This window comes from Pseudomonas germanica (genome assembly GCF_019614655.1).
GTDB lineage: Bacteria > Pseudomonadota > Gammaproteobacteria > Pseudomonadales > Pseudomonadaceae > Aquipseudomonas > Aquipseudomonas neuropathica.
The window spans coordinates 1,668,374-1,682,826 of the sequence record NZ_CP071586.1 but is presented as its reverse complement, the minus strand read 5'-3'; the positions used below and the strand labels follow the sequence as shown (position 1 = coordinate 1,682,826).

Below are 14,453 nucleotides of genomic sequence, written 5' to 3'. Positions count from 1 at the left end.
CAGAGTCATTGAATTCTGCGCAGTTCAGCATCACCTCTTCCTGCTAAGCAAGCTATCGAACGCACACGGGACGACCTGACGCCGGCGTTTGCTGTCCGCACGCAAGTCCATTTCTGCTTTGGAGCTCTCCATGATCGACCTGTATTACTGGACCACCCCCAACGGCCACAAGATCTCCCTGTTTCTCGAAGAAGCCGGCCTGCCGTACAACGTGCACCCGATCAACATCAGCCAGGGTGAGCAGTTTCAGCCGCACTTTCTGAAAATCGCCCCGAACAACCGCATCCCGGCCATCGTCGATCATGAACCGGCCGATGGCGGCGAACCGTTGTCGCTGTTCGAATCCGGGGCGATTCTTTTGTATCTGGCGGAGAAGACCGGGAAGTTTCTGCCCCAAGACCTGCGCGGTCGGCAAACGGCGCTGCAATGGCTGTTCTGGCAAATGGGCGGACTGGGGCCGATGGCCGGGCAGAATCACCACTTCAGCCAGTTCGCCCCGGAGAAAATCCCCTACGCGATCAAGCGCTACATCGACGAGACCGCGCGGTTGTATGGCGTATTGAACAAGCAACTGGCTGATAACGAATTCGTCGCCGGCAGCGAATACAGCATTGCCGACATGGCGATCTACCCGTGGATCGTCTCGCACAAATGGCAGAGCCAGAACCTCGAAGACTTCCCGCATGTGCAGCGCTGGTTCAACCACATCAAGGATCGCCCGGCGACCGTGAAGGCCTACGCGCTGGTGCAGAAAATCAATCCACCGAAGGCTTGATTGAACGGCAAGAGATCGCAGCCTTCGGCAGCTCCTACAGGGGAATGCATGCTTATGTGGGAGCTGCCGCAGGCTGAGATCTTTTCCATTCGACAGAAATACGCAAATAACCCCCGCCCCCGCTTGCGCGGCCACCTCCTGCTCACTAACGTAGCGCCTTTACTGACGCTACCCCCCGCAGGAGCTTTGCCATGGCCTCGCCAGCCCTCACACATTTTCTTCCCCGGTTCGGCGTTGCCGCAGCAGTGGCCGGTGTTTTGGGCCTGTCCGGTTGCCAGACCTGGAATGCTCAGGACACCCTCCCCCCGACTTCCGGCGTGCAACCGCTCAAGGGGCTGGCGCAGAACGTGTCGGTACGTCGCAATGCCATGGGCATGCCGCTGATCGAGAGCAACACGTTCCATGACGCACTGTTCAGCCTCGGTTACGTCCACGCCAGCGATCGCATCAATCAAATGGTCACCTTGCGCCTGTTGGCGCAGGGCCGCCTGGCGGAAATGTCCGGCGCGTCGATGCTCGATGCCGACCGCTACATGCGCGCGGTCAATCTGAAGAAAAGCGCTGGCGAGCTGTACAAGGCTTCGTCGCCACGCCTCAAGCGTTTCTTCGAAGTCTATGCACGAGGCGTCAACGCCTACCTGTTCCGCTACGCCGACAAGCTGCCGGGCGACCTCGCCTCCAGTGGTTACAAGCCGGAATACTGGAAGCCGGAAGACTCGGCGCTGATTTTCGCCCTGCTGAATTTCAGCCAGTCGGCCAACCTGCCGGAAGAAATTTCCTCGCTGGTGCTGGCACAAACCGTCACCACCGACAAACTCGCCTGGCTGACGCCGTCCGCGCCTGACGAAAACCTGCCGCTGGCCGAGGCCGACAAGCTACAAGGGCTCAAGCTCAACGGGCAGATCCCCGGCCTGACCGAACTGAGCAACGCCAGCCAGCAACTGTCCGCGCTGAACCTGCTCGGCACCCCGTCTTCGAACAACTGGGCGATCGCCCCGCAACGCAGCCGCAGCGGCAAGAGCCTGCTGGCCAGCGACGCCCATGGGCCGCTGGCCGCGCCGTCGCTGTGGAGCTTTGTGCAGATCCGCGCACCGAAATATCAGGCCGCCGGTGTCACCGTTGCCGGTCTGCCGATGGTCCTCGGCGGTTTCAACGGCAAAGTCGCGTGGAGCATGACCAGCGTGCTCGGCGACAACCAGGATCTGTTTCTGGAAAAAATTCGCCGCCAGGGCAGCAGCCTGACCTACGAGGTCAATGGCAAATGGCAGCCGCTGGGCGTGCGCAACGAAACCTACTTCGTCAAAGGCCAACGGCCGATTCGCGAAGCGGTGTACGAAACCCGCCACGGCGCATTGCTCAACAGTGCTCAGGCGGCCGCGCAAGGCAGCGGTTTCGGCCTGGCCTTGCAGACGCCGAGCTTCACTGATGACAAGTCGCTGGATGCGTTTTTTGATCTGACCCGTGCACAAACCGTTGAACGCGCTTCCGACGCGAGCCGCGAGATCCGCGCCATCGCCCTGAACCTGGTGTTCGCCGATGCGAGCAACATCGGTTGGCAGGTCACCGGGCGTTTCCCCAACCGCCGAGAAGGCGAAGGCTTGCTGCCGTCGCCGGGCTGGGAAGGTCGCTACGATTGGGACGGTTACGCCGACCCGATGCTGCATCCGTACGATCAGGATCCGGCGCAAGGCTGGCTCGGCACCGCCAACCAGCGTGTGATTCCTCACGGTTATGGCATGCAACTGTCGAACTCTTGGGCGGCGCCGGAACGTGGCGAGCGTCTGGCGGAACTGGCCGGCAGCAGCAAGCACGACAGCCGCAGCGTGATCGCCATGCAGTACGACCAGACCACCACCTTCGCCGCCAAGTTGAAGAAAGTCTTCGAAGCACCGGGCATGAAGCAGCCGCTGAAACAGGCGATCGATGCCCTGCCAGAAACGGACCGCAGCAAGGCGCGCGAAGCGTTCACGCGGTTGATGGCGTTCGACGGCAAGCTCAGCCCGACCTCGGCGGATGCGGCGATCTATGAGCTGTTCCTGCAGGAAAGCATGAAACAGATCTTCCTCGATGAGCTCGGTCCGGAATCGAGTCCTGCGTGGAAGGCGTTTATCGCCAATGGTGATCTGTCTTACGCGGCGCAGGCTGACCATCTGTTGAGGCGCGAAGACAGTCCGTTCTGGGACGACATTCGTACACCGCAGAAAGAAGACAAAGCGGTGATTCTTGCCCGTAGCTTCGCGGCGGCGATCAGCGCTGGCGAGAGTCAGTTGGGCGGCGATCACCGGGCCTGGCAGTGGGGCAAGCTGCACAGTTATGCCTGGAAGAACAGCAATGGCCAGACCGTGCGCGGACCACTGGCGGCCGGTGGCGATCACACGACGTTGAACACGTCGGCGTTCGCCTGGGGCCAGGATTTCACCACGACGCGCGCACCGTCGATGCGTTTCATCGTCGACTTCGGCCAAGCCGAACCGCTGATGGGCCAGAACGGTACGGGGCAGTCGGGTAATCCGGTGAGTCCGAACTACCTCAATGGCATCGATGCGTGGTTGAAGGGGCAGTACATCGGCTTGCCGATGCAGCCGCAGAACTTTGATCGGGTGTATGGCAAGGCCCGCCTGACGCTTACTCCCGGCAAATAAGCTGTACATCAAAAGCCCCTCACCCTAACCCTCTCCCGGAGGGAGAGGGGACTGATTGGGGGATGCTTGAGTCATACGCCGACCTGAACGTGCACTGCCGAATCCAGAATCAACTCGGTTCGTGCCTTGCCGAATCCGTAATCGACTCGGTCTTTCAGGTCGATGTAGCTAGCCAGACACCTCAGTCGGCCCCCTCTCCCTCTGGGAGAGGGCTGGGGTGAGGGGCTTTTGATCTGGTCCAGAATCTGTGTTCGGCGCGGTTTTTCAGGTCGATGTCACTCGCCAGACATATCGGTCGGCCCCCTCTCCCTCAGGGAGAGGGCTGGGGTGAGGGTTGCTCTTCAAAGTCGATAGAACTTCCAGCCCAGCGCCAACCTCATAGCTAACAAGCCCCCCATTCTGGTAAGGACATGGACCTTGTTATCGCCCGCCCCGAGGGTTTGTATTGCCCTGCCGGAGATTTCTACATAGACCCGTGGCGCCCCGTCGAGCGCTCGGTCATTACCCATGCCCACGGCGATCATGCCCGTACCGGTAACCAACATTATCTGGCCAGCAGCGCCAGCGAAGGGATTCTGCGCGCGCGTCTGGGGCAGGACATCAACCTGCAAACCCTCGCCTACGGCCAGCGTCTGACACACCACGGTGTCACCCTGAGCTTTCACCCCGCCGGCCACGTGCTCGGTTCTGCACAAGTGCGTCTGGAATACGGTGGCGAAGTCTGGGTCGCGTCCGGCGACTACAAGATCGAACCGGACGGCACCTGCGCCCCGTTCGAACCGGTGCGCTGCCACACCTTCATCACCGAATCGACCTTCGGCCTGCCTATCTATCGCTGGCAGCCACAGGCGCAGGTTTTCAGCGAGATCAACCAGTGGTGGACTGCGAACATCGCGGCCGGCAAGGCCAGCGTGTTGTTCTGTTACTCGTTCGGCAAGGCTCAACGGATACTCCACGGCATCGACGAAAGCCTCGGCCCGATCCTCAGCCACGGTGCGGTCGAACCGCTGAATCGGGTCTACCGCGAGGCCGGCGTGTATTTGCCGCCGACGATCTACGCCGGGGACGTAAAAAAAAGCGACCCGATCATGCGCCAGGCTCTGGTCATCGCCCCGCCTTCGGCCGGTGGCAGCAGTTGGATGCGCCGTTTTGGCGAGTACAGCGACGCATTTGCCAGCGGCTGGATGCGTTTGCGTGGCACCCGACGGCGGCGCGGCGTCGATCGCGGTTTCGTGCTCTCCGATCACGCCGACTGGCCCGGCCTGCTCTGGGCCATTGAGCAAACCGGCGCAGAGCGGGTGATGGTCACCCACGGTTCAATCGGCGTGCTGGTGCGGCATCTGCGCGAACAGGGTCTGGATGCCCAGGGTTTCAACACCGAATACGGCGATGACGAAGAAGAACACATCGCCACCGAACCGACCATCGCCGAGATGCCAGCATGAAAGCATTCGCCGAGTTGTACACCGAGCTCGACGCGACCACCTCGAGCAACGCCAAACTGGCGGCGATGCAAGCCTACTTCGCCCAGGCCGAACCGCACGACGCCGCGTGGGCGGTGTACTTTCTCTCCGGTGGCCGGCCCCGGCAACTGGTGCCGGTGAGAATTCTGCGTGAACTCGCCGTCGAGATCTCCGGCCTGGAACCGTGGTTGTTCGAGGAAAGCTATCAAGCCGTCGGTGACCTGGCGGAAACCATTTCGCTGGTACTCGCAGAAAACCCGCACACCTCCGACGCCGGCCTCGCCGAGTGGATCGAGGACAAACTGCTGCCACTGCGCGGTGAAGCACCGGAATATCTGAACCGGCAACTGCCGGCCCTGTGGGCGCAACTGGATCGATCAAGCCTGATGCTGTGCATCAAATTGATCACCGGCAGTTTTCGCGTTGGCGTGTCGAAATTGCTGGTTACCCGGGCCTTGGCCTCGATGGCCGGGCTGGACAGCAAGCGCGTGGCGCAGCGTCTGGTCGGTTACACCGATCTGTCCAACCGGCCGAGCGCCGCCAGTTACCTGAAGCTGATTGCCCCTGAATCCAGCGATGAACATGCCCAGCGGGGTGGTCAGCCGTATCCGTTCTTCCTGGCCCACGCTTTGTCGCAACCGGTGGAAGAATTTGAAGCGCTGATAGGCCCGGCCAGCGATTGGCAGATTGAATGGAAATGGGATGGCATCCGCGCACAAGTGGTCAAGCGAGAGGGCCGACTATGGATCTGGTCGCGGGGCGAGGAACTGGTGACCGAGCGTTTTCCCGAACTGGAGGTCCTGGTACACGGCTTGCCCGATGGCACGGTGATCGACGGCGAAATCGTCGTGTGGAAAAGCACGCATCCGCGCACCGAAGACGCCTTTGATCCGCAATCGACCGAACCGCCGGCAGTGCAGCCCTTCGCCCTGTTGCAACAACGCATCGGCCGCAAGACCCTCGACAAGAAAATCCTCGAAGACGTGCCGGTGGTGGTGCTCGCCTACGACCTGCTCGAATGGCAAGGCGAAGACTGGCGCAATCAACCGCAGGCCAAACGCCGCGCGCAATTGGAAGACGTCATCGCCCGCTGTAACAGTCCGGTACTTTTACCCTCGCCGGTGCTGACCGGCAGCGACTGGCTCGACCTCGCCCGCCAGCGCGAAGCCTCGCGGCGACTGGGTGTCGAGGGCATGATGCTCAAGGCGCGCGACGCGTTATATGGCGTCGGGCGCACCAAAGACATGGGCGTGTGGTGGAAGTGGAAAGTTGACCCGTTCAGCGTCGATGCGGTGCTGATTTACGCGCAGCGCGGTCACGGTCGCCGGGCCAGTCTGTACAGCGATTACACCTTTGCCGTGTGGGACGGCCCGCCCGAGTCGAGCCAGCGTGCGCTGGTGCCGTTTGCCAAGGCCTATTCGGGGCTGACCGATGAGGAAATGCGCAAAGTCGATAGCATCGTGCGCAAAACCACCGTGGAAAAGTTCGGCCCGGTCAGCAGCGTGAAACCGAGCCTGGTGTTTGAACTGGGTTTCGAAGGCATTGCCCTTTCGCGGCGGCACAAGAGCGGGATCGCGGTACGTTTTCCGCGGATGCTGCGCTGGCGCCAGGATAAAACCGTGGATGAGGCCGATAGCCTGGCCACCCTCCAGGATCTGCTGGCCTGACCCCTTTTCCCGGGACATTGATCGTTCCCACGCTCCGCGTGGGAATGCCTCAACGGACGCTCCGCGTTCGGCCTTGGAGGGGACGCGGAGCGTCCCGGGCTGCATTACCACGCAGAGCGTGGGAACGATCAGCGATCTGCTTGACTGTCCCCGACAAGCCACAAATCAGTGCACGCTTTCTGCCGCGCCCGTTTTCGTGCATTCATCCATTGATCTTGTAGCTCTCCTCACCTTTTAAAACACTTGTTCGGGACTCTGGTTCGGAAATTGCTACTTTCTATAGGTCGTACGCGTTCCAGTAACAATAATTCTGCGCCACAAGCGCTCATATTGGTTCTTAGGGATTGAATAATGAAAAAAGCATTGCTGACCCTTTCTGCACTGGCGTTGTGCATGGCCGCTGGCTCCGCGCTGGCCAAGGAATACAAAGAGCTGCGCTTTGGCGTTGACCCTTCGTACGCACCGTTCGAGTCGAAAGCGGCCGACGGCAGCCTGGTGGGCTTCGACATCGACCTGGGCAACGCGATCTGCGCCGAACTCAAGGTCAAGTGCAAGTGGGTTGAAAGTGACTTCGACGGCATGATTCCGGGCCTCAAGGCCAACAAATTCGACGGTGTGATCTCGTCGATGACCGTGACCCCGGCCCGGGAAAAAGTCATCGACTTCTCCAGCGAGCTGTTCTCCGGCCCGACCGCCTATGTGTTCAAGAAAGGCTCCGGCATCACCGCCGACGTTGCGTCGCTGAAAGGTAAAACCGTCGGTTACGAGCAAGGCACTATTCAGGAAGCCTACGCCAAAGCCGTGCTGGACAAGGCCGGCGTGAAAACCCAGGCCTATCAGAACCAGGATCAGGTGTACTCCGACCTGACCTCCGGTCGTCTCGATGCGGGCATTCAGGACATGCTGCAAGCCGAACTGGGCTTTTTGAAGTCGCCACAGGGCGCCGACTATGACGTCAGCAAGCCAGTCGACAGCGAATTGCTGCCAGCCAAAACCGCTGTCGGTATTAAGAAAGGTAACACTGAGCTGAAAGCGCTTTTAGATAAAGGTATCAAAGCGTTACACGATGACGGCAAATATGCCGAGATTCAAAAGAAACACTTTGGCGATCTGAATCTGTACAGCGGCAAATAATGCCACGGCGCCCATCCTCGATGGGCGCCTTTTCCATCCGCTCAGGTTGCTGATTTATGTTCGAAAACCTATTACAAAATCTGGGGCTCGCAGCCTTCAGCCTCAAGGGTTTTGGCCCGTTGCTGTTGGAAGGCACCTGGATGACCATCAAATTATCGGCGTTGTCGCTGCTGGTGGCCGTTTTGCTCGGCCTGCTCGGCGCCAGTGCCAAGCTGTCAAAAGTCAAACTGGTGCGCCTGCCCGCCCAGCTCTACACCACGCTGATTCGCGGGGTGCCGGATCTGGTGCTGATGCTGCTGATTTTCTACAGCCTGCAAACCTGGCTGACGTCCCTGACCGATTACCTGGAATGGGAATACATCGAAATCGACCCGTTCAGCGCCGGGGTGCTGACCCTGGGTTTTATCTATGGCGCGTATTTCACCGAAACCTTCCGTGGCGCGATCCTCGCCGTGCCGCGCGGTCAGGTTGAAGCCGCCACCGCATACGGTCTCAAACGCGGTCAGCGCTTTCGCTTTGTGGTGTTCCCGCAAATGATGCGTTTCGCCCTGCCGGGCATCGGCAACAACTGGATGGTGATGCTCAAGGCCACTGCGCTGGTGTCGATCATCGGTTTGGCCGATCTGGTCAAAGCCGCGCAGGACGCCGGTAAAAGCACTTATCAACTGTTCTACTTCCTGGTTCTCGCCGCGTTGATCTATCTGCTGATCACCAGTGCCTCGAACTTCATCCTGCGTTGGCTCGAACGCCGCTACGCCGCCGGTGCCCGGGAGGCCGTACGATGATCGAACTTCTGCAGGAATACTGGCGCGCCTTCCTTTATACCGACGGCCAGAACATCACCGGTCTGGCGATGACGCTGTGGCTGCTCAGCGCCTCGATCTTCATTGGTTTCCTGGTGTCGATTCCGCTGTCGATCGCGCGGGTTTCGCCGCACTTCTACATTCGCTGGCCGGTGCAGTTCTACACCTACCTGTTCCGTGGCACGCCGCTGTATATCCAGTTGCTGATTTGCTACACCGGCATTTACAGCTTGGCCGCCGTGCGTGCGCAGCCGCTGCTCGACAGTTTCTTTCGCGATGCGATGAACTGCACAATCCTCGCCTTTGCCCTGAACACTTGCGCCTACACCACGGAAATTTTCGCCGGGGCGATCCGCAGCATGAACCACGGTGAAGTCGAGGCGGCCAAGGCTTACGGGCTGACTGGCTGGAAACTGTATGCCTACGTGATCATGCCGTCGGCGCTGCGCCGTTCGTTGCCGTATTACAGCAACGAAGTGATCCTGATGCTGCACTCCACCACCGTGGCCTTCACCGCGACCATCCCCGACATCCTGAAAGTTGCGCGGGACGCCAACTCGGCGACCTTCCTGACCTTTCAGTCGTTCGGCATCGCCGCGTTGATCTACCTGACCATCACCTTTGCGCTGGTCGGCCTGTTCCGCCTTGCCGAACGCCGATGGCTGGCCTTCCTCGGGCCGACTCACTAGGCCCATCTCAGGAATAAAGAGATAAAAAATGCGCCACCTGATTCATGACTTGCTGGCCCCGCTGCCGGGGACCGCACGACAGATCCACAGCTTCCACTTCGGCCCGGAGCAGGCCAAAGGCAAGGTCTACATTCAGTCCTCGCTGCACGCCGATGAATTACCCGGCATGCTCGTGGCCTGGCACCTCAAGCAGCGTCTGGCGGAGCTGGAAGCCGCCGGGCGCCTGCGCAGCCAAATCGTGTTGGTGCCGGTGGCCAACCCAGTCGGCCTCGAACAAGTGCTGATGGACGTGCCGCTGGGCCGCTACGAACTGGAGAGCGGGCAGAACTTCAACCGCTGGTTCGTCGATCTCAGTGAAGAGATCGGCAACGCCATCGAAGGCAAGCTGAACGACGATCCGCAACACAACCTCGAACTGATCCGCACACATCTGCGCGACGCCCTCGCCCGCCAGACCGCCAGCACGCAACTGCAATCCCAGCGTCTGACCCTGCAACGGCTGGCCTGCGACGCGGACATGGTGCTCGACTTGCACTGTGATTTCGAATCGGTGGTGCACCTTTACACCACGCCCGAAGCATGGCCGCAGGTTGAACCGCTGGCGCGCTACATCGAAGCCCAGGCGAGTCTGTTGGCCACCGACTCCGGCGGTCAGTCGTTCGACGAATGCTTCACCCTGCTGTGGTGGCAACTGAAGGAGCGCTTCGGCGAACACTTCGAGATTCCGCTGGGCAGTTTTTCAGTCACCGTCGAGTTGCGCGGCCAGGGTGACGTCACCCATCCGCTGGCCAGCCGCGACTGCCAGGCGCTGATCGACTATCTGATCCAGTCCGATGCGATCGTTGGCGAGACCAAATCGCAACCACCGTTGCCGTTCCCCGCCACGCCGCTGGCCGGTGTGGAACCGGTGACCACCCCGGTCGGTGGGCTGCTGGTGTACACCGCCACGGCGGGTCAATACCTCGAAGCCGGGCAACAGATCGCCGAAATCATCGACCCGATCCACGACCGGGTCACCCCCATTCATTGCACCAGCGCCGGCGTGATGTACGCCCGCTCGCTGCGACGCATGGCCACTGCCGGCATGGTCATCGCCCACGTCGCGGGCGCTGAAGCCTATCGCAGCGGCTACCTACTTTCGCCTTGAGGATGTCTGTCCCATGTACAAACTGACCGTTGAAGGCCTGCACAAAAGCTATGGCGACCATCAGGTGCTCAAAGGCGTTTCGCTCAAGGCCAAGACCGGCGACGTGATCAGCCTGATCGGCGCCAGCGGCTCGGGCAAAAGCACCTTTTTGCGCTGCATCAACTTTCTCGAACAACCTAACGATGGCGCCATGAGCCTCGATGGCCAGGCGATCCGCATGGTCACCGACCGCCACGGCATGCACGTCGCCGACGCCGATGAACTGCAACGCCTGCGCACGCGGTTGGCGATGGTGTTCCAGCACTTCAACCTGTGGAGCCACATGACCGTGCTGGAAAACATCACCATGGCCCCGCGCCGGGTGCTGGGTTGCAGCAAACAGGAGGCCGACGAACGTGCGCGGCGTTATCTGGACAAGGTTGGCCTGCCGGCACGAGTGGCCGATCAATATCCGGCGTTTCTCTCAGGCGGTCAGCAGCAGCGCGTGGCGATTGCCCGGGCGCTGGCGATGGAACCGGAGGTAATGCTGTTTGATGAACCGACCTCGGCGCTCGATCCGGAGTTGGTGGGGGAAGTGTTGAAGGTGATTCAGGGGCTGGCTGAAGAAGGTCGGACCATGATCATGGTGACCCACGAAATGAGCTTCGCTCGTAAGGTTTCCAGCCAGGTGTTGTTCCTGCACCAAGGCTTGGTGGAAGAAGAAGGCGCCCCCGAAGAAGTGCTCGGCAACCCGAAAAGCGAACGCCTCAAGCAATTCCTCAGCGGTAACCTCAAGTAGCCCACGTTCCCCTGTAGGAGCTGCCGAAGGCTGCGATCTTTTGATCTTGTTTTGTAGAGATCAAGATCAAGATCAAAAGATCGCAGCCTTCGGCAGCTCCTACACGGTCACCCTGATTAAACCTTTCGCCAACTGATGTGGTCACTGGAAGAACCCCTCCAGAGCGCGCGCAGCACGCATGGCGAAATCTTCCGACCTGGCAAAAATCTGGTTCAGCGCCCGCAACTGGAAGCCGTTCGCCTTTCAGAAACAGGTCTGGGCGGCGGTGAAAAACGGCCAATCCGGTCTGCTCCACGCCAGCACCGGCGCCGGTAAAACTTATGCGGTGTGGTTTGCCGCGCTCAATCGCTTCGCGCGCTCGCAGCCTCCTGTCGAAGCCCCGCGCAAACGCAAATCGCCAGCCGAACCACTGACCGTGCTGTGGATCACCCCCATGCGCGCCCTCGCCGCCGATACCGCACGCGCCTTGCAAGCACCTGTCGATGATCTGCAGATCCCATGGAGCATCGGCCTGCGCACCGGCGATACCAGCAGCAGCGAACGCGCCCGGCAGAGCCGGCGCCTGCCGACCACGCTGATCACCACCCCGGAAAGCCTGACCCTGCTGCTCGCCCGCGCCGATGCCCAAGTGGCGCTGGCGAGCCTACGCATGATCGTCGTCGATGAATGGCACGAACTGCTGGGCAACAAGCGCGGCGTGCAACTGCAACTGGCCCTCGCCCGCCTCCGGCATTGGCAACCCGAACTGATCGTCTGGGGAGTGTCTGCCACCCTCGGTAATCAATCCCACGCCGAACAAGTGCTGATCCCACAGGGCGGCGGCGTCAGCATTCAGGGACAAAGCGAAAAAGCGCTGAAGGTCGACACTCTCCTCCCACCGGCCATCGAGCGTTTTCCATGGGCCGGACACATCGGCCTGAAGATGCTGCCGCAAGTGGTCGCCGAACTGGAGGCCTGCGCCAGCAGCTTGGTTTTCACCAATACCCGAGCGCAATCGGAAATCTGGTATCAGGCGCTGCTGGAGGCACGGCCGGACTGGGCCGGGTTGATCGCTTTGCATCACAGTTCGCTGTCTCGCGAGACTCGCGACTGGGTCGAGCAGGCCTTGAAAGACGGACAACTCAAAGCCGTGGTCTGCACCTCAAGCCTGGATTTGGGCGTGGATTTCCTGCCAGTCGAGCGCGTGCTGCAAATCGGTTCGGCCAAAGGTGTCGCGCGCCTGATGCAACGCGCCGGTCGTTCAGGCCACGCGCCGGGACGCACCTCGCGAGTAACGCTGGTGCCGACTCACAGCCTTGAGCTGATCGAAGCCGCTGCCGCCCGTGATGCCGTCGAACAACGGCGTATCGAACCACGCCAGTCACCGCACAAACCGCTGGATGTGCTGGTCCAGCATTTGGTCAGCATGGCCCTCGGCGGTGGATTTTTACCCGATGAGCTGTACGAAGAAGTCCGTGGCGCCTGGGCTTATCGTGACCTGACAGCTGCTGACTGGGCCTGGGCGCTGGCTTTCGTACGCCATGGCGGGATGTCTCTGACAGCCTATCCGGATTACCGCCGGGTCGAGCCAGACGAGCACGGCGTCTGGCGAGTGCCGGATGCGCGATTGGCGCGGCGCCATCGCATGAGCATCGGCACCATCGTCAGTGACGCGAGCATCCATCTGAAATTCTGGAGCAAGGGCGGCGGTGGCAAACAGTTGGGCAGTGTTGAGGAAGGTTTCATCGCGCGGCTTAAACCGGGTGACGGTTTTCTCTTCGCCGGGCGTTTGCTGGAGTTGGTGCGAGTGGAAAACATGACCGCTTACGTCAAACGCAGCACCGCGAAAAAAGCCGCCGTGCCGCGCTGGAATGGCGGGCGCATGCCGCTTTCCAATGAGCTCGCCGCCGCCGTCGTCAGTCGTTTCAGCGCGGCCGCGCAGGGTGAGTTTGTCGGGCCGGAAATGCACGCATTGCGGCCGTTACTGGAAACGCAGATGCGCTGGTCTGGACTGCCCACCACCGAAAACCTGTTGGCCGAGGTGCTGAAGTCCCGCGAAGGCTGGCACCTTTTCCTCTATCCCTTTGCCGGGCGCCAGGTGCATCTGGGACTGGCGAGCCTGTTGGCATGGCGCGTCAGTCAACAGCAGCTTGTGACGTTTTCCATCGCGGTGAACGATTACGGCCTGGAATTGCTCAGCGCCACGCCGATCGACTGGGCCGAGTATTTGAATGCCGATCTCTTCAATGCCGATGATTTATTAGCGGACGTTCTGGCCAGTCTGAACGCTGGCGAACTGGCTTTGCGCCGTTTTCGCGAAATCGCGCGGATTGCCGGGCTGGTCTTCGCCGGCTACCCCGGCGCACCGAAAAGCACCCGACAGGTGCAGGCGTCCAGCGGACTGTTTTTTGAAGTGTTCAAACAATACGACGCAGATAATCTGTTGCTGGCCCAGGCCGGGGAAGAAGTCCTGCGAGAAGAACTGGATATTCAGCGTCTGGAGCAGACATTGGACCGGATCAATCAGATGAAACTGGACGTGCATCAGGTTAAACGTCCTACACCACTGGGCTTCCCGCTGCTGGTGGAGCGCATGCGCGAAAGCATGAGTTCGGAAAAACTCGCTGATCGCATCAGGCGAATGGTTGGTGATCTGGAGAACAGCGCAGACAAGGATAAATCCTCATGAGTTCAGGCTACCCAGTACGCCTGGCCGGCGAAGAACTATGGCTTTTGCCGGAAAAAGCCCTGTACTGGCCCGCGCAACAGGTCCTGCTAATTGCCGATGTGCATTTCGGCAAAGCGGCGGCTTACCGTAGTCTGGGTCAACCGGTTCCGCACGGCACCACGGCGAGCAATATCGCAGTGATTGATCGGCTGCTGGCGAAGCTGCCCTGCCGGTTATTGATCTTTCTCGGTGACTTCCTCCACGGGCCCGGCTCTCATGCGCCAGGTACGCTGGACGCGCTGGCACAATGGCGCGCGCGCCACGCTGATCTGCCGATGACACTGATTCGCGGCAATCATGACAAACGCGCCGGTGATCCACCTGAATCGCTGAATATCCGGGTGGTGCCGGAACCGCTGCTGCTCGGGCCGTTCGCCTTGCAGCATGAGCCTGATCCGCACCCTGAAAGGCACGTGCTGGCGGGTCACGTACACCCGGTCTATCGGCTGCGCGGCAAGGGTCGGCAAAGCTTGCGACTGGCGTGTTTCAGGCTCGGCGAACGCCTCAGCCTGCTACCGGCATTCGGCGCCTTCACCGGCGGCTATGCGGTCGAGCGCGAAGAGAGTTGCAGGATTTTCGTCATCGGCGATAACGAAATATGGCCAGTCAGTTGAAGTCCTTGCAGACCTCATCTGACTGGCCATTGGT

Annotated in this window: 11 protein-coding genes; all 11 read left to right on the top strand. The window is 60.7% G+C overall.

The genetic code is table 11. The annotated features are described in order from the left end of the window. Positions 1-130 precede the first annotated feature (130 nt). The 11 genes from J0G10_RS07400 to pdeM all read left to right on the top strand — a co-directional run bounded on the left by J0G10_RS07400 (position 131) and on the right by pdeM (position 14,419). The gene (locus J0G10_RS07400) at positions 131-775 is read left to right on the top strand and encodes a glutathione binding-like protein (RefSeq protein WP_180699753.1); all 645 of its coding nucleotides are present in this window, start codon (positions 131-133) and stop codon (positions 773-775) included. A gap of 191 nt (positions 776-966) precedes the next feature. After that, complete coding sequence (locus tag J0G10_RS07395; protein ID WP_220558232.1) at positions 967-3,417, top strand: penicillin acylase family protein; 2,451 nt, start codon at positions 967-969, stop codon at positions 3,415-3,417. A gap of 410 nt (positions 3,418-3,827) precedes the next feature. Beyond that, positions 3,828-4,862 carry a ligase-associated DNA damage response exonuclease gene (locus J0G10_RS07390; RefSeq protein WP_220558231.1) on the top strand — a complete coding sequence of 345 codons (1,035 nt, stop codon included), beginning with the start codon at positions 3,828-3,830 and terminating at the stop codon, positions 4,860-4,862. Further along, the gene (locus J0G10_RS07385; protein ID WP_220558230.1) at positions 4,859-6,547 is read left to right on the top strand and encodes an ATP-dependent DNA ligase; all 1,689 of its coding nucleotides are present in this window, start codon (positions 4,859-4,861) and stop codon (positions 6,545-6,547) included. The genes J0G10_RS07390 and J0G10_RS07385 overlap by 4 nt, the downstream gene beginning before the upstream one ends. Positions 6,548-6,898: 351 nt before the next feature. Then, positions 6,899-7,681, top strand: a complete 783-nt coding sequence (locus J0G10_RS07380) for a transporter substrate-binding domain-containing protein (protein WP_007918608.1) — start codon at positions 6,899-6,901, stop codon at positions 7,679-7,681. Positions 7,682-7,737: 56 nt separating this feature from the next. Further along, positions 7,738-8,466 (top strand): ABC transporter permease, encoded by a 729-nt coding sequence (locus J0G10_RS07375; RefSeq protein ID WP_095049115.1) that lies wholly within the window; start codon positions 7,738-7,740, stop codon positions 8,464-8,466. Further along, entirely contained in the window at positions 8,463-9,173 is a 711-nt protein-coding gene (locus J0G10_RS07370; protein ID WP_016986412.1) for an ABC transporter permease, read from the top strand. Before J0G10_RS07375 ends, J0G10_RS07370 begins: the two co-directional genes overlap by 4 nt. A gap of 28 nt (positions 9,174-9,201) precedes the next feature. Further along, positions 9,202-10,320 carry a succinylglutamate desuccinylase/aspartoacylase family protein gene (locus tag J0G10_RS07365; RefSeq protein WP_095126541.1) on the top strand — a complete coding sequence of 373 codons (1,119 nt, stop codon included), beginning with the start codon at positions 9,202-9,204 and terminating at the stop codon, positions 10,318-10,320. Between the two features lie 13 nt (positions 10,321-10,333). Next, positions 10,334-11,098 carry an ABC transporter ATP-binding protein gene (locus J0G10_RS07360; RefSeq protein WP_095049113.1) on the top strand — a complete coding sequence of 255 codons (765 nt, stop codon included), beginning with the start codon at positions 10,334-10,336 and terminating at the stop codon, positions 11,096-11,098. Between the two features lie 178 nt (positions 11,099-11,276). After that, complete coding sequence (locus tag J0G10_RS07355; RefSeq protein ID WP_220558229.1) at positions 11,277-13,766, top strand: ligase-associated DNA damage response DEXH box helicase; 2,490 nt, start codon at positions 11,277-11,279, stop codon at positions 13,764-13,766. Then, positions 13,763-14,419, top strand: a complete 657-nt coding sequence (gene pdeM, locus J0G10_RS07350) for a ligase-associated DNA damage response endonuclease PdeM (protein WP_093436351.1) — start codon at positions 13,763-13,765, stop codon at positions 14,417-14,419. Before J0G10_RS07355 ends, pdeM begins: the two co-directional genes overlap by 4 nt. Positions 14,420-14,453 lie beyond the last annotated feature (34 nt).